We start from the raw sequence: 22,176 nt of genomic DNA, 5'->3' as shown, positions 1-22,176 counted from the left end.
AGATAAACAGTTACGATCAGATTGTAAGCGAGCGTCGCTCGCGTGACAGGTGAACGCCTCCGGCGTCGTCACCTCTCATTGGTGACAAGCCATGCACGACCAAGAAGGATCGCGAATATCGCATGGAGTGCTATTGCGGGCCACAGCAGGATGCCCGTCAACTGGCCATCGATCCCGACGTAGAGGAGGTAGACAGCCGCCAGCACGTTGTAGGCCAGCAGCGCGCGGACGGATGCCAGGCCACTTGTCGCGCCGGACATCGGCCAGGTCGCGAGCGCCAGACCGAGCAACGCGATCGCAGCAAGCCGGGCGAGCGCGCGACCGGCGTCGGAGAATTCGCCATTGAACACGAGCCACGCGAACAATGACGGCCAAAAGAACAGGAAGAGGCCGGTCGCTGCAGCCTCAACGGCCGCGGCGAGAATGGTCCATTTAGAGGTCTCCGCGCGCTTCAATATGTCGAACTCTGCCGACACCGGACTTATCCCACCCGCTTGACCGGCGGTATCTTGTAGCTGCCGTCGAGGAACGGCTTGCTGGGCTGATACGCGCGGATGGTCAAGTTGAACGGCAGGCTCGGCGGGCAAGGTAACCAGTTTGACTCCTTGTCCGCACCGGGCGTTGTTGCCTGGATGTAGATATCCAGCGAGCCGTCCGCGTTGTACTTGAGGGGCATTCCTGAAAGGATCCCATAGCGGTTGATCGAGTTCCGCACATAGAAATTCTCCCGATAGGGCGAGACCGACCAGACGCCGCTGGCCGAGGGCGGAAACTCATCCTTGCCGAAATGCAGAACGTACTTTGCGGCGCCGTCCAGAGCCTTGCCGTCGCCATCGACGAATGCACTGGGATAGACACAATCATCCGAGGTCAGCGCGCCAAGCCCGAGCCACGCGATGAGGGCACGGGTGTTGTAGTCGGTTCCATATCTACCGAGATTGAGCATGTTCAGCCAGCCATTCACCGCCGGCGTGTCGTAGGGCGCTGTCTGAAATTTCAGCCATACCTCCGAAGGAGCCGCGTTCAATCCCTTGAGGATGGCGGGATCAAGCTTGCTGGTATCGAACTCCTTGCCCGGCTCGATGCCAAATTTCTTGAGCTTTTCAAGTATTCCGGTGTCGGCCGGATACGGCGGGTTGTCCTTCAAGAGCGTCGCCAGGCGTTTGAAGAACATCTCGCCCGTCATCAACCGTACTTGATCATACGGGCTCGCCGTGAGGTCGACAGCAGGATCGACGCGAACGTCGCTGGGCGGTGTATACGGCTTGCCCCATGCGCTGAGCGGCGTGATCAGGAGTTGATCCTGCAGTGCGTGGATTTCCGGGAAATCCTGCGGGCCGGCGGCCGACATCTGCACCAGCAACCACGCAAACCGCGTGGGGCAGCGGTAGACGTCCTTGATGTCCGACGGTGCGGTACCGTTCCATTTCGGCCCGGCGATCAGGAATTTGCCGGCACCCGAACCGGTGGTGCGGCTGCCGATTGAGGCAAACTCGTCAGTCCACATATTCATCAACTGCAACACGATGTAGCGCCCCTTCGTGTCGGGATGCGAAGCGATCATTGGCTCCTTGTCAAGATCGAGCATGGCGAACGACCACACCGTGCTCACACTGATCCGCACGACATCCTTGAAGTCCGGGCTGACGTAGCCCCTCATCCGACCGAACTGGTTGAACGGCGCCTTGTATTCGCCGGACTTTGAGGTCGCCGTAACCACGCCATTTGTCACGTCCATCAAGACGAGTGGGAAGCCATAGACGTAGCATTCCATACCAAGCAGGTACGCAACCTCTTCTTTCACGTCGTCCTTCAGGTCTCGCAGGTCTCCCAACTCTCCCTTCAAGAATTGGCCGAGCTTGTCAGCTCGACTCTCCGCAGCGCTCGATCGCGGCAGTGTCGCGGCCGCGCCCAGCGCCAGAGCACCCAGACCCAGATCTCGGCGCCGCAGGCTGATCGACTTCATCCACTGATTATCGGCGATATTCATGGCTTTCTCCATTAGCGGTCTCGGCGGCCGCGGCAAAAAATCAAGACGCTTTTCATTGTCCTGCTACTTTTGCGGTTTCCCCACGGTGCGATCGGCCGCGGCCGCTTCCTGCTCCGGCGCGAAGGGCTCGAGCTTGAAGGTCAGCTTGTTGATCTTGCCGGTGAACTTGAACGGAGACTCGTAGCGATATTCCACCATTGCGACGCCGGTGCGGGTGTCCTGGCCAACGTCGAAGGTCTCGTCTTCCGGGAACGTGATCGGCGTGGTGTGCTCCAGGGAGTTCTTGGCGACCACCTTTCCATCGACGGAGAGCACACCCGTCCCTCCCTTGCCCAGGCCCGGTCCATCGGCCTTGAAGTCAAAGACGATGGTGTGCTTGCCGGCTTCAAGCTCGGGGCCCTCCCACGTCGTGCGCTTGAGGTCGAGCAGGTTGTAGAGGAACACCACCTTGCCGCGGCCAATGCCAAAGTCGCCCTTGCTCAGGAACAGGCCATAGCCGCCGAAGCGTCCGCCTTCGGTGACGATCATGCCTTCCGCGCCGCCCTCGGGGATGTCGACGTCGGCGGTGATGGTGTAGGACTTGTTCAGGATGCTCGGAGCGGCGCTGGCCGGCACGCCGGTCAGTTCGCCTGAATAGGTGAAGACCGTCCGTCCTGCCGTGAGGCTCGGGCGCGGCGTGTTCCAGCGGGCGAGCGAGGAGTTGTCGAGCGGCAACACGTTGTACTTCGCCGCTTCGGCATAGAAGAGGTCCTGCAACTGCTTGAGCTTGTCGGGCATCTTGCCGGCAAGATCATTGAACTGGGTCGGATCCTCGTTGACGTTATAAAGCTCCCAATCGTACCCGGTGATGACGTCCGGAGGCGTCGTGGTGCTAAGCTCCCAGGGGAGTGTCGCGGGGGTCGTGGCCGCCACCCACCCGTCGTGATAGATGGCGCGGTTGCCAAGCATCTCGAAATATTGCGTCGTGTGCCGGGTCGCGGCGTTGCCGTTTGCCTTGTCCCACGTGTACGCCATGCTGGTCCCTTCGATGGGGGTCTGCTTGATCCCGTTGATCATCTCGGGTTGCTGGATTCCGGTCGCTTCGAGGATGGTCGGAACGATATCGATCACGTGATGGAATTGACTGCGGATGCCGCCCGAATCGTTGATATGTCCGGGCCAGGACATGACCACGCCCTGCGCGGTGCCGCCGAAGTGCGATGGCACCTGCTTCACCCACTTGAACGGCGTGTCCATTGCCCAGGCCCACGGCGCCGCATAGTGCGGGAACGTCCGCTCCGATCCCCAGAACGGGTACCAGAGAAACTGGTCCTTCACCGGCACCGCAACGCCATTGAACGTGGTGAACTCGTTCGGCGTGCCGTTGACCATGCCTTCGGCGCTCGCGCCGTTGTCGCCGCCGATATAGATGATCAGGGTGTTGTCGAGCTCCCCGAGGTCTTCGACGGCCTGGATGACACGACCGATCTCATGGTCGGCATAGGCAAGGTAAGCACCATAGACATCGGCTTGCTTGATGAAGAGCTTTTTCTCTTCAAAGCTGAGGGAATCCCACTGCGGCAGCTCTTTCGGCCACGGCGTCAGCTTGGCGTTTTCGGGCATGATGCCCAATCGCTTCTGGTTGGCGAAGATGGTCTCGCGCACTTTGTTCCAGCCTTCGTCGAACAAGTGCATATCGCTGACCTTCTTGATCCACTCCGGCGTCGGGTGATGCGGCGCATGGGTGGCGCCAGGCACGTAATAGACAAAGAACGGTTTGTCGGGCGCGATCTCTTTGAGCTGCTTCATGTGCTGGATAGCGTCGTCCGCCATCGCCGTCTCCAGATTCCACTTTGGATTGCCCTCGAACGGATAGATGGCTGTCGTGTTGCGGAACAGGTTCGGCTGCCACTGGCTGGCATCGCCGCCGACGAAGCCATAGAAATAATCAAAACCCATACCGTTGGGCCATTGCTCGAACGGCCCGGCCTGGCTCGACTGGTAAGAGGGCGTGTTGTGGTCCTTGCCGAACCACGAGGTCGCGTACCCGTTCGCCTTCAAGACCGTGCCGACGGTGCCTTTCTCAATCGGGATGATCGAGTCGTACCCCGGAAAACCCGTCGCGATTTCACCGACCACTCCATAGCCTACCGAGTGATGGTTGCGTCCCGTGATGAGTGCTGCCCGCGTCGGTGAGCAAAGCGAGGTCGAGTGGAAATTCGTGAAGCGTAATCCCGTCTTTGCGATGCGATCCATGGAAGGCGTCGGTATGACGCCGCCGAAGGTGCTCGGTGCACCAAAACCCTGGTCGTCGGTCATGATGAGCAGCACATTTGGCGCGCCCTTCGGTGGGACGACACGCGGGGCCCACCACGGCTTCGACTCCGTGGCCTTCTCCTTGATCACGCCTCCGAATTTCGGGTCAGGCGGCGGAAGTTGCTTTCCGTCGATGGTGGTGGTGGCGCCGGGCGAACCGGGGACACCCGTGACCTGTTGAGCCAGTGCGGAGACGCAACCAAGGACGAGAAGACCAACACCCGCAAACACGCTGCGACTTATCTTCATGGCTGAAACCTCCGGTCAAAAGTCTGCGGCTAGACTCTGATAGAGCGCCTTCGCTCTGTCGCGCTATGCAGTTTCGACCCTCCCGCTTTTGATGTAGGGACGTGCCTTCCAGTGCGCTTTGAAGCTCAGTAGCAAGTGATCGCCGCTACACGAGATGCGAACCGTATCCATACGGACTCCCGGTCTTGCGATACCTCGGCACAACCGATTTCGAGAAGTTTCGGTTCATTTGCTCACGGCTCGCGAACCCTTATGCGTCAGTACGGCGACCTCGCGCTGTCTGATTTTGCATAGTCGCCGGCGCCGATTGTGCGTAATGTCGCCAATCAGTAGTGCTACGAGCGGGCTTATCAAGGTCAGGGTTCAGACGGGCCTCTTCATTCCTTATTTCTGCGGCGCCCTTTACGCGCCGATCCGGGCTAATCAACGTCAAGGGAGATTGCGATGAAGAAGATCAGCCTGAAACGTGCGCTCTTGATTGCCGCCGTTGCTTCCTTCGGAGTCTCCGGTTCGGTTGATTGGTCACAGAACGACGGTCTGTCATTGTCCGTTGCGGGCGCGCAAGCCCGCGTAGGACGACCGGCGACCCCCGCGAGTGTTGCCGGCGTTGCACGTCGAACGACGCGGCGAGCGGTGGTCGGTGGGGCGGCCGTGGTGGCGCCGGCCTGCGTCCGCGTGCTGGTGAACGGAGCGTATGTCTGCCGCTAGTCGGTCAGTGCCATGAGCGTGGTTTGCGCCACGAGCGCCGTAAGCGACGCGCCCCGTCCGCGGACGCGTGGCGCGTTGACCGATGCACACGATCTGCTTCACATCCGCCGCTCACCGTCCGATAAACTACTCGCCTGCCTGCTTGACTCGATCGCAGGGCAGTTGATGATGCGGTAGTCCCGTTAAGGATTGCTTGATCGCGCTTTGACGATCTCAGCGCTGAGGGGCTACGCCGTTGGCACGCAAGCGACGCAAATCCGGCACCGGGGATGGATCGCGGAGGCCCGCCAGAGAGCCCTCGCAAGTCGCGCCCACGCAACGGCTCGTCCCTGACCGATCCGAAACCAGCTTGTCGCAACGCAGGATCTGGATATCCGCGGCAACCGCAGCTTTGGTTGTCATCGCCGCCGGTTTTGGTCTGCACCTTCGCGGCAGCGGTGGGGTCAGGGTGCAAGACTCAGCCGCCGCAACGTTTGTCGGCAGCGAGACGTGTGCGGGTTGCCACCGGGCGGAAGCAAAATTGTGGGGAGCCTCGCAGCATAAGGTCGCGATGCAGCACGCCACCGACACGACGATGCTCGGCAATTTCAACGACGCCAGCTTCGACTACTATGGTGTCCATTCCCGCTTCTTCCGCAAGGACGGCAAATTTCTGGTCGAGACCGATGGGCCTGACGGGAAGTTTGCGGTGTTCGAGGTGAAGTACACTTTCGGCATCGATCCGCTGCAGCAATATCTCGTCGAATTCCCTGATGGACGCCTGCAAGCCCTGTCGCTCGCCTGGGACAGCCGGCCGCAAGATGCCGGCGGCCAGCGCTGGTTTCATCTCTATCCCAACGAAGAGATCAAGCACGACGACGTCCTGCACTGGACCAGGCTGAACCAAAACTGGAATTTCATGTGCGCGGAGTGCCATTCGACCGGCGTCGCCAAGAACTACGACGCCAAAACCGATCGGTTCGCGACGACCTGGACGGAAATCAGCGTGGGTTGCGAGGCCTGTCATGGACACAGCTCCCGCCACATCGCCTGGGCGCGCGACCAGAGGAGTTGGTGGCCGTTCGGCAAGCGCGACGATCAACGCATGGGACTGCTGGTCCGCTTCGACGAGCGCCACAACGCCGCATGGCCGATTGATCCGCAAGGTGGGACGGCACGACGCACGGTCGAGCCCGCCCCCCTCCGCAAGGAGGTCGAGACCTGCGGACTATGCCACGCGCGCCGCGCCGGCTTCAAAGAGGACTGGGAGCCCGGTCAGTGGCTGTCGCAGACGCACGTGGTCGAGGCACTCGCGCGCACGACCTATTACCCGGACGGACAAAATCGCGACGTGGAGGAGCCGTACAATTACACACCGTTCAAGCAGAGCAAGATGTTTGCAGCAGGCGTCACCTGCAGCGATTGTCACGAGCCACACAGCGCAAAACTCCGCGCCTCCAGCGAAGGCGTCTGCCTGCAGTGTCACGCACCTGACAAATATGCCGATGCCAGGCATCGCCGCCACGCGAGCGTCGATCCGCCACCGACGTGCATCTCGTGCCACATGCCGGCCCGCACCTACATGGTCGTCGATCCGCGTCACGATCACTCGTTTCGAATCCCGCGGCCCGACCTTTCGGGCACGCTCGCGACCCCCAACGCTTGCAACGATTGCCATCGCGACAAGTCACCGCAATGGGCCGCTGCTGCTGTCGAAGAATGGTTCGGCCCCAACCGCGGGGGCTTTCAGACCTATGGGGCGGCATTCCATGCCGCGCGCACGGACGCAGCCGACGCTGCCACCCTTCTTGCCGCCATTGCCGCGGACGGAAAAGCGCCGCCAGTTGCGCGCGCGACTGCGCTTTCGGAGCTCGCCTCTCATATCTCGCCTGCGAATATCGGTGCAGCGCGATCCGGGCTTGCCGATCCCGACCCGATGGTGCGGATAGGCGCCCTTGATATGATCGAGAACCTGCCCGCCGGTCAGATCTGGTCCATCGCTTCTCCGCTTCTCGCCGATCCGGTGCGCGGCGTGCGTATCCGGGCAGCTTCGCTGCTCGCTGCAGTCCCGACCGCGAGCCAGCCTCCGGCAGATCGCCAGCGCTTCGACCGGGCGGCAAAGGAGTTTGTAGATGCCCAACGCTTCAACGCCGACAGGCCGGAAGGTCGCACAACGCTGGCCAATTTTCTTGCCCAGCGCGGACAGGCACCTGAGGCCGAGGCTGAATACAAGGCTGCGTTACGGTTGAATCCGCAATACATCGCGGCGGCAATCAACCTGGCTGATCTCTATCGGCAACACGGACGAGACAGCGAGGGAGAAATCATCCTTCGCAGCGCTCTTGCCGCCGCTCCGGACGAAGCCGCAGGACACCATGCGCTCGGGCTGACACTAGCCAGGCTCAAGCGACCGGACGAGGCTCTCGCCGAGTTCCGGAGAGCAACTGAATTGGAGCCAGATAGTTCGCAATACGCTTATGTTTACGCTGTCGCGCTGCACTCCGACGGCCAACGCGACGAAGCTGTGGCGGTGCTGAAGGAAGCCCTGAAGAACCATCCCGGCGATCATGACATCCTGTCAGCACTTATTTCGTTCAACCGCACCATTGGAGACGTGGCCGCAGCGCTCGCCTACGCGGAGCAATTGGCGGCCATTATGCCGGATGACCGCAACCTGGCGGCACTCATCGGGGAGCTTCGACGTCAACTTCCCAAACCGAACTAACGTTGCCGGGCAAGGGCCTTACCTGTTCACCTGCGACGCCTAACAACAGGGGGAGGTGGTCCCAAATCGCGTACCCAGATCGTTCCGTTGTCGAACTGAATGGTCATGCCATCAGGCGAATAGAGGGCGCCCTCGTTCCAGGCATCGATCCAGATCCGGGTCGCGGGCGCAAACCAATCGGGCCATGCGCGGGCGGGCTGACCGGCTTCGTTGAGAAGATTGAGGTCCGGTCCGTTCTGGGTGATGAAGGCTGGAGCACCGACCGGCCCCGCCCGGCACGCTTCGGCGCATCTATACGCGCCGGTGAGATTGATCGATTGTCCCGACGCTTCAGTTGCGACCAGCACGGCCAGGACAGCAATGGCCGACGACACTATTTTCATGAGAAATCGCTCCAGTTTGCCAATCAAAAAAATCGTCGTCAGGAAAACGAACTGTGACCTTCGTTCATGGGAAAACGCCTCGTCTCACGATGACCATGCTTTGTGATGCCCTAACGGTAGTTATTCACTCATGCATTTCTGGACGAAGCGGATTCTTTCGAGAATTCCAGAACTTTCCACTTCGGCCTGTTTGCGGCAGGCTTCCCGCTTGTCCAAGCGCAGCTCGACCTTCTGAAGCAGGCTCAGGCCGACTCCGCTCGAAATCTCCGGCGTGGCGGACTCAGCCGAAGTTTTTCCTGTATCGGTTGATGGCCCGTCACCGGCGGCCCGTGCGGCGGCTTCAAGACGCTTGATGTCTTCCGGACTCAATTTGGGCCGATCGATATTCAGCGTGATCTTGCTGAGCTTCCCGGTGAAAACAAACGGCGTGCTGTAGTCGTTGTCGTCGACCGGCGTGCCGGTGTCCGACCCGATATCGAGCGCTTCATCCCACTGCAGGATGAAGGGAATGGTGTGCTCCATCTTCTCGGTAGCAACGGCGTTACCGTCGACCTTCAGCACCCCGGTCCCGCCTTTTCCGATACCGCTGTAATCGCCAAAAACCATAGTCGCCGTGCCGAGACCGTCATATTTGAAGTCGAACTCGATCACGTGCTTGCCGGGCGTCAGCTCCGGTCCCTCCCAGCGCACGCGCTTGAGGTCGACGAGGTTCCAGGTGAACACGGGCTTGTTCTTGAGGACGTAAAAGCCGTAGCCACCGAACCGCCCGCCCTGCGTGATCAGCATGCCTTCGGCGCCACCTTGCGGAATCTCGACGTCAGCCTTGAGATTGTAGGAGGTGTTGAGCAGGCTCGGTGCATCGCCGTTCGGCGTGCCGGTGAGCGGCCGGGTCCAGTTGAAGGAAGTGCGACCGGCGCTGAGACTCGGCCGCGGCGTCACCAGGCGTCCGGCTACGGAAGAATCGAGCGGCAGCACCTGATATTTCTCCGCCTCCTTCCAGAACAGATCCTGCATCTCTTTCAGCTTGGCAGGATTCTTGGCCGCAACGTCCTCATACTGCGTCCAGTCGTTCTTGAGATCATAAAGTTCCCAGGGGTAGTTCTCGGGGCTCGGCAGCTTGGCAATCGTCACCCATGGCGGCCGCAGCACCTTAGTGCTGGCGATCCAGCCGTCATTGTAGATCGCACGATCGGCAAACATCTCAAAATACTGCGTCTTGTGCGTCGAGGACACGTTCGCGTTCTTGGCGTCGAAGGTGTACATCATGCTGACGCCCTCGATCGGACTTTGCTTGATGCCATCAACCATCGTCGGCTGCTTGATACCTGCCGCCTCAAGGATGGTCGGCACGACATCAATGACATGATGGAATTGATGACGAACACCGCCTTTGTCCGCGATCACCTTCGGCCATGAGATCGCCATGCCCTGGCGGGTCCCGCCGAAGTGCGACACGATCTGCTTGGTCCAGGAGAACGGTGTGTCGAACGCCCAGGCCCAGCCGATCGACATGTGGTTGTAGGTGCGGTCGGTGCCCCAGACGTCATAGAAATACTTCAGCTGTTCCTCGACCGACGGATTAGCCTGATTGAACATCGCCACTTCGTTCGGGGTGCCGTTCGGCTGGCCTTCGGCGCTCGTGCCATTGTCGCCGTTGATATATATGATCAGCGTGTTGTCGAGCTTGCCGAGGTCGTCAATCGCCTGGATGACGCGGCCGATCTCGTTATCCGCGTAAGCGACAAAGGCCGCGAAGACCTCGACCTGCCGAGTGAACAGCTTCTTTTCGTCGGCGTTGAGCTGGTCCCACTCCTTGATTAGGTCCTTGGGCCAGGGAGTCAGCCTCGCATTCTGCGGAATGACGCCAAGCTTCTTCTGGTTTTCGAAGATCGTTTCGCGCAACTTGTTCCAGCCCTTATCGAACAGCTTCATGTCGCTGATCTTCTTGACCCATTCCTGGGTCGGGTGGTGCGGTGCGTGGGTGGCACCCGGCGCGAATTTGATCAGGAAGGGCGTGTCTGGCGAAAGCGCTTGGACGCGATTTACATAGTCGATCGCTTCGTCCGCCATCGCCGTCATCAGGTTCCAGCCCGGCTTGCCTTCATAGGGATAGATTGGCGTGGTGTTGCGGACGAGATTACCCGGCTCCCACTGGTTGGTGTCCCCGCCCATGAAGCCGTAGAAATATTCAAAGCCCATACCGGTCGGCCACTGATCGAACGGTCCAGCCTGACTCGCCTGATATTCCGGCGTGTTGTGATTCTTGCCGAACCAGGCTGTGTGGTAGCCGTTGTCCGTCAGGATCCGACCGATCGTGGCCTTGTCCTTCGTAATGATGCTGTCGTACCCGGGGTAGCCGGTTGCCTGCTCGGCAACCACGCCGAACCCGGCGGAGTGATGATTGCGGCCGGTGATCAGTGCGGCGCGGGTCGGCGAACACAAGGCGGTCGAGTGGAAGTTGGTGTAACGCAAACCATCCCGCGCAATCCGGTCAAGCGCCGGCGTCGGAATCACGCCGCCGAACGTGCTGGGGACGCCGAAGCCGGAATCATCCGTGATGATCAGAAGGACGTTCGGCGCGCCCTTGGGCGGCACTATACGTGCGGGCCAATAAGGGTTTGACTGGGTTGCGTCACGTTCGATCTTGCCGCCGAATTGCTGCGGCGGCGCCGGGAGCTGGTCACCGGGAATGGTGATGGTCGCGCTTGGCGAACCAGGAGTGCCGGTAATTTGCCCTTGCGCCATTGCGTAAGGGCTGTGGATGAAGCTGAGCAACAGTCCGAGTGAGAAGATGGCGGGACTTCCCCTCATGGCACTCTCCCCTTGTCTATCAAAAACGCGGTCGTTGGTAACCAAGGCGACGAGTCCGTTTTCGACGGACGGCCGCGTCTGATTGTGCGGCTCAGTAGCAGGGTGGATACGGGTAATAACCGCAGGCCGGACGGCCGTATGCGTAGGCGTAGGGCGCCGCGTATGCAGCCGCTCCGACCGCCCCGGCATACATGGCACCACGAAATGCCGAACGACGAGCAACACCGGCAAACGACATCGGCGTGAATGGCCGGCCGATGATGTCGATGAATAGCGCAGCCGCGCCATCCGCTCCGGCCAGATCGCCTTCAAGCGCCTGGACAGTGAAGGTCAGCTTGTCGCCTTCGAGTTTCGGGTTCTTCAGCACCACCACGGCGTCCTTCACCGAACCGTCCTTGCCCAGCACGGACACAGTGGCGTTCGGCGGATTCTTGGCAAAACTGTCGTCCCCCGAGCCCCATTCGGCGATGACGTCGGCGGTGGGCTGATGGCCCGCGGCTCTGACCGGGCGATCGGCGAAGATGATGGAGCTCGGCGTGACGCCAGTCAGGGTCAGGGTGTCGCCTTGCAGCGTTGCGCCGCGCGAGTTCAGCACGAACAGCGACGGTACGATCTCGGGCTTGGCCGCCGCGGAAGGCGTGCCGATCGTCTTCATGGAAGGCGCCGGGGCAGTCTGAGCAAGGCCCGTTACCGGGCCGAACATCGCCGTTACCACGAACAGCCCAGCGATCTGGGCCAGTCTTGCGCGCTTCATGTCCGCCTCTCCTGTTGGGATTCGGGTGAACGTTTCGCGAAATTGCCTTCGCGGGGCATCACGCTCGTCTGCAACTATGGAAAGGCTACGCAGCATCGACTATGCAAAAACGAACGGGCACCCAAATATTGGCGGAGCGTTTGGGAAGGAGAACGAGCTTGGCCGCGCCGATTTTGCATAGCGCCCGCCAACGAACGCCCCGCAAATGGACCTTTGGCATCAACGAATGACAAGGGCCCGCCGTGGTCATTATCCTGTGCCTCTACATTGTCGCGCTATGGGTGGTGTTCTCGAAGTTCAAGCTTGTGCGCTGGGGCTGGCTTTCGGGGACGGTCGCGACACTTGTCGGCGTGTTCATTTTCGCGACGTTTCTCGCGCTCTTCAATTATCTGACGCCAGCCGGCAAGGTTACGGTGACGGGCAAGGTCGTTGAGGTAACGCCGAATGTAACCGGCCAGATTGTCGCGATTCCAGTCAAGCCGAACCTGCCCGTGAAGAGCGGCGACGTGCTGTTTCAGATCGATCCGGCACCCTTCCAGTACAAGGTAAAGCAGCTGCAGGCGTCGCTGGCCGCAGCCCGCCAGCAGGTCCAGATATTGAAATCGAACTATGAGCAGGCGACGGCAAACGTCGCCGGGCTGACCGCCCAGCAGAAGTTCAATACGAAGCGCCTGGCCGACATTCAGACGCTTGCGTCGGAGGGCGCGAACACCGAATTCAAGGAACAGGATACCCAGGTTCAATACGAAACGACGTTGGCGCAACTCAATGCCGCCAAGGCAACGCAGCAGAGTGCCAAACTCTCCATGGATTCCGAGATCGGAGGGGTCAATACCACCGTCGCACAGGTACAGTCGCAGCTTGAGAATGCCGAATGGGAGCTGTCGCAGACCACAATTCGGGCACCCGCCGACGGTTACGTGACCGTTGTCGCATTGACGGTCGGCGATCGGGCGCTGCAGGCCCGTTCGGCGATGTCGTTCGTGGTCGAAAATGAGATTACAATTGTCGGAATGTTCTCACAGAATGGCTTCCAGACGATCAAGCCCGGCGCTGCTGTCGATATTGTTTTCGACAACGATCCGGGCCGTATCTATCATGCAAAGATTACGGCCATTCCCAAAGGGGTCGGTCAGGGACAGATCGCCGTATCCGGAACGCTCGCGCGGACCAATGCGCTCGGCGGGACATCTGCCTTTCCGGCCGTGATTTCCATCCCCGATGAAATGAATCGCGACTCGCTTCGGCTCGGAATGTCTGGAAATGCTACGGCTTTCTCGGAGAAAGCGGGGGTTATTGGACTGCTCGCCGCCATTCTGGTCTGGATCAGCGCCTACACCGCCTACCTTTAGCTGGCGCCGTACTGTAATAGTGTTATCGCACGGTCGCTGTTGCCAAAAGTGCATGCTGCTGCCGCAATGCACAACCCTGCGTTGACGCCCAGTCGCGCGCGAGTTATGCTCGCAGTGCCACATTTATTGCAACTACCGAATTTTTCGATGCGTGCGGGTTGATCCACCGCAAATGCTGGATCATGTGCCCCGCTACAAGGCTTTTTCAGGGGGTAGGAGCAGCAGCCCTGATGAAGGCGACAGAGGCAATGATCGACGCCGCCGTGATTCACATTGTCGACGATGACGCGTCGTTTCGTAGCGCGATTTGTCGCTTGCTGAAAATCTCGGGCTATGAGGTTGCCGACTATGAATCGGCCACCTGCTTCTTGCGAAGCATTGCCGATGCCAAACCCGGCTGCCTCCTGCTCGACGTCCAGATGCCCTCTTTGGGCGGGCTGCAGTTGCAGGAGGAGCTTGCCAAATTGTCCCAGCACTGGCCAATCATTTTCATGACAGGCCATAGCGATCTTCCCACCGGCGTGCGCGCCATCAAGGCCGGCGCGGAAGATTTTCTCGCCAAGCCCGTGTCCCGGGATACGTTGCTGGAGGCGATCGAACGGGCGTTGGTTCATTCTGCGGGGATACGCGAGAGCCGGGATCAACTGAATTCCCTTAGGTCGCTAATCTCCACGCTAACTCCTCGGGAAGCCGAGGTTTTCGCGCTGATGGTTCGCGGCAAACTGAACAAGCAAATTGCCCATGTGCTTGGCACATCCGAACGGACCGTCAAGGCTCATCGCCATATGGTGATGCAGAAGCTGCAGGTTCAGTCGTTTGCAGAGGCTGTCTCCGTTGCGGAGCGGGTCGGAATGCTGCCTCGCTCCTTCGTGGGACGCGGAGAAGCCTGCTCATAATCCCGCAAAAATACGGACTAACTCACTCCCAGCACCCTGGCGTTTGCGCCATAGCGCATCCCCCGATTTGCCCCGAAGGACAATAGCGGCCGCGCGCCCGATCGCGTGTGATCGGGAGGAACAGATTAGACGCGCCCTTTTGAGAGGATGTTTTCGATGAACATTTATCAATGGCTCGCAATTGCGGCGGAAACGCCTTTCACCCCGGACACCGACCCATGCAGCGATCTCGTCGCACAGGCGGAGAGATTGGCTCTTGCCCATCTCGACGAGCCACTGCACATCTCGGTCTTGTGCCGCACCCTGGAGGTAAGCGAACGAACGCTTCGAAAGGCATTCCACAAGATCCACGGCGTGACGCCGTGCCGGCATCTTCGAGCGGTGCGGCTCTCTCAAGCGAGACGCGCGCTCTTATCGGCGGATGGCAATTCCGTAACCGTTACGGAAATCGCGACATCTTTCGGCTTCGTGGAGCTTGGGCGCTTTTCAGTCGAGTACCGTAAGGCCTTCGGCGAAAGTCCTTCGCACACACTGCAGCGGTCAGCAGGTCGGAGCGGCAGGACAGTCACCGTCTGGGGGCTTGAGGACGTAGCTGGTTTCCGCAATGCCCTGTGAGGTGAATGGTCCTCGATTGCCGGGGTGACCTTGCTGCAACAGCCGCGGCGAATTCTCAGTGGCGGCCGTTTTTGCATAGCGATGGCTGGCAGCAAGCCAATCATTTTATGGCAATCTAACGTTGATGGACCGATTTTCAAACACGGGGCCGACAAATGACGCACCGCACATTCGAGCAAAATCCGCGCCGTTGGCTCACGCACTGCGGCATCGGCCTGGCCTTGCTGCTGTCCCTGTCCGCACCTGCGTCCGCCGACGAGAGTGGCGTATCATACTGGCTCCCCGGCCGGTTCAGCAGCCTGGCGGCGACGCCCCAGGTGCCCGGATGGTCCATGGCGGAGGTCTACTATCACACCTCCGTATCGGCGTTTGGTACCGCAGCGGCGGCTAGGGAGATCCAGATCGGCAGATTTCCCGCTGCGGTGAACGTCAATTTGAATCTACATCTGAATGCGCAGGCCGACCTGGTGCTGCTCAACCCCACCTACACATTCGCGACGCCGGTGCTGGGTGGGCAACTGGCGATCGGCGTCACCGGCCTATTCGGCCGAGCCAGCACCAGCCTGGACGGGACTCTCACCACAGCATTCGGTCCGCTCGTTACAACCCGGACAGGAAGCATCTCAGATTCGGTCACATCAGTCGGAGATCTGTATCCGCAGGCGACACTTAAATGGAACGCCGGCGTGCATAATTTCATGACATATGTGACCGGAGACATTCCGGTCGGGGCTTACGATCCCAGCCGCCTCTCCAATCTCGGCATTGGTCACGGCGCCATCGACGGCGGCGGCGGCTACACGTATTTCAATCCGGCTACCGGCCACGAATTTTCGGCGGTCGGCGGATTGACCTACAATTTCAAGAATCAGGACACCCAATACCAGAACGGGATCGATTTCCACGTCGATTGGGGTGCTTCCCAGTTTCTCTCGAAGCAGATCTTTGTCGGCCTTGTCGGATATGCGTATCAACAGATCACTGACGATTCCGGCCAGCATCCTATCCTCGGCGGCTTCCGCTCTCGCGTCGTCGGAATTGGCCCACAGATCGGATATCTATTCCCGGTTGGAGACATGCAGGGATACCTCAATCTGAAGGGATATGGCGAATTCGCAGCGGAGAATCGACCCGCGGGTTGGAACACCTGGCTGACGTTCTCGATCTCGCCCATGGCGCCTGTGAGCACCGTGGCGCCGACACGGCGAATGGTGACGAAATAGTAGCGATCCGAGTCGGATCGCCGTCATCTACAGTCACAGCGGGATAGGCTCACATCGCGGCAATCCGGACTTCATTGACAACTATTGATCTCAATCCTCGCAGACCGACAGCTTGCGAAGCAGCGTTCGGCCGCAGCCGGTACGCTCGAATTGTCCGATTTTGCATAGTCGACCGCAGGCTGCGCGCGTAAGCTTGCCCGCGGCGGATCTGATCGGCGGAGCGTTGAGAGCAATGAGCATAATGTCGGCAAAATTGCCGCTCTGGCTTCGCCTTTTCCTCCTTGTCGGCGTCATCGTCTTTGCGGCGGGCGCGGGTCTCCTTGCCTATCGGTACTACACTCATCCGGTAACGCTGACCGTGGCGGCCGGCTCGATCGACGGCGAGGCAGCGAAGGCAATGTCAGGGATAGCAGGCGAGCTCGTTTCAAGGAACGCGCCGGTGCGACTCAAGGTCATCGACAGCGGCACGGCGCTCGAGGCCGCTAACGCTTTTTCCGCCGGTAAGGTCGATCTCGCCGTGGTTCGCGGCGATGTCGGCGACTTGTCGCAGGCGCAAGCCGTCGTCGTCGTTAGCCACATGGTGGTACTGATCATCGCGCCCCCGGGATCCTCCATAGACAGCATTGAAAACCTGAAGGGACGCACGATCGGTGTTGTCGGCGGAGCAGCGAACGCCAAAATTGTCGATGTGTTGACCAAGGAATATGATCTGGCGAGCGCAAAAGTTGCGTTCAAGTACATTGGGTTGACGGATGTCCGGCAAGCCATTCAGTCAAAACAGGTCAATGCCCTGCTTGTCGCGATCCCGCTAGCCGATAGATATCTCTCGCTCGTTCGCGGATTTTTTCAACTGGATCACAAAAAGGTTCCGGCGTTGATCCCAATCGAATCTGCCGAGGCAATTGCAGGGACCGAACGCGCCTTTGAGAGTTTCGACGTCCCGAAGGGCACGCTGCGGGGTTCGCCGCCGGTCCCGGAAGACGATCTGACAACATTAAGGACCTCACTATACCTCGTTGCGCAAAAGAAGCTCGGCACCGACCTGGTAACCAGCCTCACGCAGGCGATCATGAGCGCGCGCAGGGACCTTCTGCGCGAGCAGCCGATTTTCGCGCAGATCACCGCGCCCAGCACGGACCAGGATGCCTACCTACCGCTGCACCCAGGAGCGGCGGCCGTTTACAACAGCACTACGCAGAGCTTCATGGATGAATACGGCAACTGGATCTATCTGACGCCGATGGTGCTCGGAGGTGCCGCCACCATGCTTGCGGCGGCGTGGAAATTCCTGGGCGTCGGCAACCGTGCACCCGAAGGCCCGCTCGATTCTCTCTATGCCCTAGCGCGCCGAATTCGGAAAGTCGATACCGAGGCTGAGCTGTCGGACATCGAAGAAGAAATCGACGGCATTCTAAAGGCGGAACGCACTAAATCAGCTGGTGGAGACGACAGCGCCGTGGATGATGCCACATTGAACGTGGCAGCCCACCGGCTGGAGAGCCTGATTCACGACCGACGCACGTTGATCGCGAAGAGACCCGTGGTTGCCTCCGCGGCCTAGGCGACACGCGCTAAGTCGCTCACGACGCTGAACTGACGGAACCACGCAATAGCCGCCCAAGGAAGAGCCGTCATGAAACATTCGATGATCCCGGCATTGCAGCGATTGCCGCTGTCGTGTCGAGACAAGGGTGAACCATGAATGCAATCACATTGTCTTGCATCACGTTTGCATGCATCTCCGGCGGAGCCCTGCTCGGTATGTTCCTTCCAGGACATCACCTGAGCAGCCCTGCTCGGTATGTTCCTTCCAGGACATCACCTGAGTGCAGATGACAAGGATGTTGTCAGGCTGGGTACAGGCCTCATCGGGACGATCGCCGCGCTTGTTCTAGGCCTCCTGATCGCCTCGGCGAAGAGTTCCTACGACACGCAGAGCACTCAAGTTACGCAGATGACAAGCAATATTGTCCTGCTCGACAATCTTCTGGCGGAGTACGGATCAGAGACTAACGAAGTACGCAACCTGTTACGGCGCGGCGTCGCTGCTTTAGCCGATCGAATGTGGCGCGAGAAGAGGCCAGATGCTACTAAGGCTCGTCCGTTCGAGGCGAGCCCCTCGAGCGACGCATTCTTTGTGAAACTTCAGCAACTTTCACCACCGAATGATTGGCAGCGCTCCCTGCAGTCCAGGGCAATACAAATCGCTACTGACATTGCGCAAACGCGCTTGCTGCTGTTCGCGCAGACGAACAACTCGATCCCTATGCCGTTCCTGGTGGTGTTGATTTTCTGGCTCACCATCATCTTTGGAAGCTTTGGTCTGTTCGCCAAGCCCAACACAACCGTTTTTGGTTCGCTGTTCGTTTTTGCGCTGTCAGCCGCGGGCGCGATTTATCTTGTCCTAGAGCTGGGTCAGCCGTTTGCGGGGTTGATGCAAATCTCCAGCGTACCCCTGCGCATTGCACTAACGCCGCTCTGATGCAAAAGCGTTGACGCGCCGAGATCGCCGAGATGAGCAACTGCGGCTTCGTCGTCGGACGATCGTGCGGCAAGCAGAATTCTGGTTCGACAAATTGGCGATGAGAAAACACCCGCCACAACGGCGGCAATTGCGCTTCCGACAATCACCGTCCGAAAATCATCGGTCCAGCATTCTCGGGTGTCCGTTTTTGCATAGTCGGTCCCGGCAGCGCACGCGTAGGTTTCGTGCGTCTGGTTCTCGCGCTGGCACAGCAGCCCAGAACACAATTGAGGAGATGTTCACATGTTGACGAAACGCGATCTGCTTCGCTCCGCTGCGGTGGCCGTAATCATCACTACGACGGCGAAGGCTCCCCCCGCGAGTGCGCAGAACAAAGCCGAATGGCCCAGCCTGTTCGAGGCCAAGGACATCGCCGAAGAAGGCTTCATCTACGGCTTGCCGCTCGTGATGAATTATGCGGTCATGCAAGAGTATGCCGTGGACAAGAATTCGGGGCAATTCAAGGCGCCGTTCAACGAAATCAAAAATCTGCACCACGTCGCCACGCCAGAGGATACGGCGGTCATCACGCCGAACAGCGACACCCCTTACTCGGTGCTCTGGCTGGATTTGCGTGCTGAACCGATGGTGATCTCGGTGCCGGCGATCGAAAGGGACCGCTACTACGCGGTTATGCTCGTCGACGGCAATACCTACAATTATGGCTACATCGGCACGCGCGCCACGGGGACGGAGCCGGGCGACTATCTGGTGGTAGCCCCCGACTGGAAGGGTGAAACGCCCACCGGGATCAAAAAGGTCTTTCGATCGACGACGCCGTTCTCCCTCGCGGTTATCCGCACTCAACTCTTCAACGCAGGCGACATGCCGAACGTCGAGAAAATCCAGGCCGGCTACAAGGCGCAGCCGCTTTCTGGCTTTCTTAAGCGTCCGGCCCCGGCCGCCGCGCCAAAGATCGAGTTCCTTCCTGCCACCACTGCCGGGATCAAGGACAACTTCTTCCAGTATCTCGACGCGGCCCTGCAATTCGTCCCCGAGACGCCAAGGGACAAGGCGATCCGCGCGAAACTTGCGAGAATTGGCATTGGTCCCGGCAAGACCTTCGCGTTCAAGGATCTATCGCTCGAACACAAGGCCGAAATCCTGGTGGGCATGAAGCAGGGTGACGACAAGGTCGACAAATGGCTGGCCAGCGGAAACAAAGACATTAACGGCTGGAACGTTGGCTCGTTCTTTGGCGATGAGGCCTTCTACAACGGCGATTGGGCGATGCGGGCCGGTGCCGCCAAGGGCGGCATCTATGGCAATGATGCCGTAGAAGCGATGTACCCCTATACCCGAAAGGACGCCACCGGTGAGTTGCTCGACGGCAGCAGGCACAAATACACCATCACCTTCGCACCCGGCCAGTTGCCGCCAGTGAATGCGTTTTGGTCCGTTACGATGTACGACGGCAAGAGCCAACTCCTGGTCAAGAACCCCATCAATCGCTACCTCATCAACTCCCCAATGTTGTCAGGGATGAAAACGGACCCAGACGGCTCGCTGACGCTGCTTATTCAAAAAGAGAATCCCGGTGCGGACAAGGAATCAAATTGGCTTCCGGCGCCGGATGACAAAATCTATCTCGTGATGCGCCTGTATTGGCCGAAGCCTACGCCGCCTTCCATCCTGCCGGCGGGCGAAGGGACTTGGCAGCCGCCCGGCATAAAGCGAGTTTCATAGCACAGAGATAGTCGCTGGCGCAGGCAACAAACGGAGTGCAATGTCTCTAGATACGCCAACTGTCAGCCAGCCATCGCACGTCATCTCCCAGTAGGCGGCGCCAGCATTCCTTCTGGGAGCGCTGGCCGCCTTCATTGCTGTCCTGATTCCCGCCTGAACAGGATCGTCGATGGAGCAATCCTCCTGAACGGTATCGCCGACAAAGACACGGTCAGGTCCCGGCTAAAGGTGGATCTTCCGCGCCTGATGCGGCGTGCGGCCATGCTGAACCGGGCAGTCTTCTGGGCAGTGATCGGCAGTATCGCGGTGACGGCCCTTGTGATCGCCGCGCTTGCAAGCCATAGCTTGAAAATACATCAGGGCTTGCGAGCCCACTGATCCATCTGGAGACATGTCAGCAAGCTGACGTAGCTTGGCGTGCCACCAACGGCCTCCTGGGCGGTGCAGCTAGCCTTTTGCGGCGCCGACATTTTTGACCAAAGGGCGCCAAGCTGTTGTCGTGCCTTTTGCTCATCATTGATGCAGCTCTTAAGCGACTGATCGACGGTGAGCCCGGCCGTAGCCGCCACGTCGAGCTTGCAACTGCGGGCAATGTCGAATTTCGGTACGTTATCGGCTACGGTGACGACCAATTGCGAACTTAAAATCATCATCGATATCGAAATAGGCATGATGGTCTCCTGCCCGTTAGAACTCGCTAGACAGCCACTCTAGTCTGTAGTCCACGGTGGCTTTGGTCTATGCGAAAACGGCCCCTCGAAAAGCCGGTCTGGCTCCCCACTGTCGCAGGCCCAGAGCAGTCGCGTGGAAACCTACCTCCTGCAAACCCGACGCGGCCGCAGGGTGATCGACCGCGAGTGATCAGGGATTCCACGGCGCGCACCGGGGATGCACAGGTGTGCAAAAGAACTGACTGGTCTTTTGTGTGGTACTTGCTGTGGTTCTTGTGCGGTACTTTATGGCCCCTCTGAGGACCACGGTGGCCATGCATGGTCCGACTACCAGGCGAGAGCTGCTCGATCGGATGGATCGGGGGAGTTCGCGCCGGCCGTGAATTTTAGTCTCTGAGCCTTTGAGGAAGCCAAGGCGAGATAGCTTGGCACGGAAACGGGTGGCGTCGATCTCCCGTTCCGCTTTGCAGGAGCCGCGCCCCGGGCTTGGCCTGCTCGGATTGCCCAACGTCCGTCGTCCCACCCCGTCGACGGGACGGCCGATTTCGTTAGGTCCGGACGACTGCTTTTCCTTCGGGATCCGTCGCGCCTTTGCTCTCACCGTGAGTTCGGAGCCGGGGTGATTCAAATTTGCGCGATTCCGTTGGTATTTGATTGGCTCTGCCTTGGCCTACGTGTGGCCCCGCGCGTTCCCGGGTGGCGCCGTTAACTTCCGGTCGGTTACGTATTGGCATTATGAAGATCGATCTCAAACGTCTGCGCGGCGACGTGAAGCGGCTCAAAGCTGATCGCGTTGCCTCGCCGATAGGGAAAATCAAGACAGGCGCTACCGAGATCATCCGGAGCAATTTCGAGGAGCTTGAGCGCTTGCGCCGTGAGGACGGTGCGACCTGGACCGAAATCGCCAGTGCTCTGGCGGCACAGGGAGTAACCCAGGGGGAAGGCCAACCGCTTACAGGTCGGCGGCTGACTGCGTTGATGCACAACATCAGAACTCGCGCAGAGAAGCTCAAGGGCAAGGCGATCGTACGAGATCGGACTAAAATGCTGCCCGAGCGCCTTCAAATGGACGGCCGGACGGCAAAGAGGACCGTCTCTCTCAGCCCAGAGATGAGTAGGCCGCTCGGCGGGAGTGTGCCGGACCAGACCATCAGCGAGGACGAGATCCGACGCACCGCACTCGCCAAACACGCCCACCTGCTTCGAAAGCGCTAGTCTCAGTTCCCTTTTTACTTTTGCATTGCAAATCGTGAGTGCGGCTTTTCCTCTAACGACCGCTCCTTCCACCAGCCAGCACGCAACAACGCGTCAAGCC

The 22,176-nt window shown here is 59.7% G+C and carries 17 protein-coding genes; 10 read left to right on the top strand and 7 right to left on the bottom strand.

What is annotated here, in order from left to right; genetic code table 11:
- Positions 1 to 68 precede the first annotated feature (68 nt).
- The 3 genes from FXV83_RS23300 to FXV83_RS23290 all read right to left on the bottom strand — a co-directional run bounded on the left by FXV83_RS23300 (position 69) and on the right by FXV83_RS23290 (position 4,534).
- Positions 69 to 455 carry a hypothetical protein gene (locus FXV83_RS23300; protein WP_235940117.1) on the bottom strand — a complete coding sequence of 129 codons (387 nt, stop codon included), beginning with the start codon at positions 453 to 455 and terminating at the stop codon, positions 69 to 71.
- Positions 456 to 481: 26 nt separating this feature from the next.
- Positions 482 to 1,990, bottom strand: a complete 1,509-nt coding sequence (locus tag FXV83_RS23295) for a DUF1254 domain-containing protein (protein WP_148741699.1) — start codon at positions 1,988 to 1,990, stop codon at positions 482 to 484.
- A gap of 63 nt (positions 1,991 to 2,053) precedes the next feature.
- Entirely contained in the window at positions 2,054 to 4,534 is a 2,481-nt protein-coding gene (locus FXV83_RS23290) for an arylsulfatase (RefSeq protein WP_235940114.1), read from the bottom strand.
- A gap of 444 nt (positions 4,535 to 4,978) precedes the next feature.
- Here FXV83_RS23290 and FXV83_RS23285 point away from each other — a divergent pair, with 444 nt between their 5' ends.
- Complete coding sequence (locus FXV83_RS23285) at positions 4,979 to 5,242, top strand: hypothetical protein (protein ID WP_187436097.1); 264 nt, start codon at positions 4,979 to 4,981, stop codon at positions 5,240 to 5,242.
- A 550-nt stretch (positions 5,243 to 5,792) separates the two neighbouring features.
- Complete coding sequence (locus FXV83_RS23280; RefSeq protein ID WP_148741698.1) at positions 5,793 to 7,946, top strand: tetratricopeptide repeat protein; 2,154 nt, start codon at positions 5,793 to 5,795, stop codon at positions 7,944 to 7,946.
- Between the two features lie 26 nt (positions 7,947 to 7,972).
- Here FXV83_RS23280 and FXV83_RS23275 read toward each other — a convergent pair whose 3' ends face one another.
- The 3 genes from FXV83_RS23275 to FXV83_RS23265 all read right to left on the bottom strand — a co-directional run bounded on the left by FXV83_RS23275 (position 7,973) and on the right by FXV83_RS23265 (position 11,894).
- Complete coding sequence (locus FXV83_RS23275) at positions 7,973 to 8,356, bottom strand: hypothetical protein (RefSeq protein ID WP_347341078.1); 384 nt, start codon at positions 8,354 to 8,356, stop codon at positions 7,973 to 7,975.
- Positions 8,357 to 8,449: 93 nt separating this feature from the next.
- Positions 8,450 to 11,074, bottom strand: a complete 2,625-nt coding sequence (locus tag FXV83_RS23270; protein WP_235940124.1) for an arylsulfatase — start codon at positions 11,072 to 11,074, stop codon at positions 8,450 to 8,452.
- A gap of 157 nt (positions 11,075 to 11,231) precedes the next feature.
- Positions 11,232 to 11,894, bottom strand: coding sequence for a hypothetical protein (locus FXV83_RS23265; RefSeq protein ID WP_148741697.1), 663 nt, complete (start codon positions 11,892 to 11,894; stop codon positions 11,232 to 11,234).
- 242 nt (positions 11,895 to 12,136) lie between these two features.
- Here FXV83_RS23265 and FXV83_RS23260 point away from each other — a divergent pair, with 242 nt between their 5' ends.
- From FXV83_RS23260 to FXV83_RS23230, 7 genes are all read left to right on the top strand, one after another.
- Complete coding sequence (locus FXV83_RS23260) at positions 12,137 to 13,246, top strand: HlyD family secretion protein (RefSeq protein WP_148741696.1); 1,110 nt, start codon at positions 12,137 to 12,139, stop codon at positions 13,244 to 13,246.
- A gap of 230 nt (positions 13,247 to 13,476) precedes the next feature.
- Positions 13,477 to 14,142: a response regulator transcription factor gene (locus tag FXV83_RS23255; RefSeq protein WP_235940112.1), complete on the top strand. Its 666-nt coding sequence runs from the start codon at positions 13,477 to 13,479 to the stop codon at positions 14,140 to 14,142.
- Between the two features lie 156 nt (positions 14,143 to 14,298).
- A complete protein-coding gene (locus tag FXV83_RS23250; protein WP_187436096.1) occupies positions 14,299 to 14,757 on the top strand; it encodes a helix-turn-helix domain-containing protein in 459 nt (152 codons plus the stop codon).
- 155 nt (positions 14,758 to 14,912) lie between these two features.
- Positions 14,913 to 15,980 (top strand): SphA family protein, encoded by a 1,068-nt coding sequence (locus FXV83_RS23245; protein WP_148741694.1) that lies wholly within the window; start codon positions 14,913 to 14,915, stop codon positions 15,978 to 15,980.
- A 238-nt stretch (positions 15,981 to 16,218) separates the two neighbouring features.
- On the top strand, positions 16,219 to 17,541 hold the full coding sequence (locus FXV83_RS23240; RefSeq protein WP_148741755.1) for a TAXI family TRAP transporter solute-binding subunit: 1,323 nt from the start codon (positions 16,219 to 16,221) through the stop codon (positions 17,539 to 17,541).
- Between the two features lie 240 nt (positions 17,542 to 17,781).
- Positions 17,782 to 18,462: a bestrophin-like domain gene (locus tag FXV83_RS23235; RefSeq protein WP_148741693.1), complete on the top strand. Its 681-nt coding sequence runs from the start codon at positions 17,782 to 17,784 to the stop codon at positions 18,460 to 18,462.
- 285 nt (positions 18,463 to 18,747) lie between these two features.
- The gene (locus FXV83_RS23230) at positions 18,748 to 20,190 is read left to right on the top strand and encodes a DUF1254 domain-containing protein (RefSeq protein ID WP_148741692.1); all 1,443 of its coding nucleotides are present in this window, start codon (positions 18,748 to 18,750) and stop codon (positions 20,188 to 20,190) included.
- A gap of 356 nt (positions 20,191 to 20,546) precedes the next feature.
- Here FXV83_RS23230 and FXV83_RS23220 read toward each other — a convergent pair whose 3' ends face one another.
- Positions 20,547 to 20,861, bottom strand: coding sequence for a hypothetical protein (locus FXV83_RS23220; protein WP_148741691.1), 315 nt, complete (start codon positions 20,859 to 20,861; stop codon positions 20,547 to 20,549).
- A 735-nt stretch (positions 20,862 to 21,596) separates the two neighbouring features.
- On the opposite strand from FXV83_RS23220, the gene FXV83_RS23215 reads away from it, so the two are divergent.
- Positions 21,597 to 22,076, top strand: a complete 480-nt coding sequence (locus tag FXV83_RS23215; protein ID WP_148741690.1) for a hypothetical protein — start codon at positions 21,597 to 21,599, stop codon at positions 22,074 to 22,076.
- The last annotated feature ends 100 nt before the right edge of the window (positions 22,077 to 22,176 follow it).

The sequence above is a fragment of the Bradyrhizobium hipponense genome (assembly GCF_008123965.1).
GTDB classification, from domain to species: Bacteria; Pseudomonadota; Alphaproteobacteria; order Rhizobiales; family Xanthobacteraceae; genus Bradyrhizobium; species Bradyrhizobium hipponense.
Note: the sequence above shows the minus strand (reverse complement) of the source record. Positions and strands in the feature narration are given on the sequence as shown.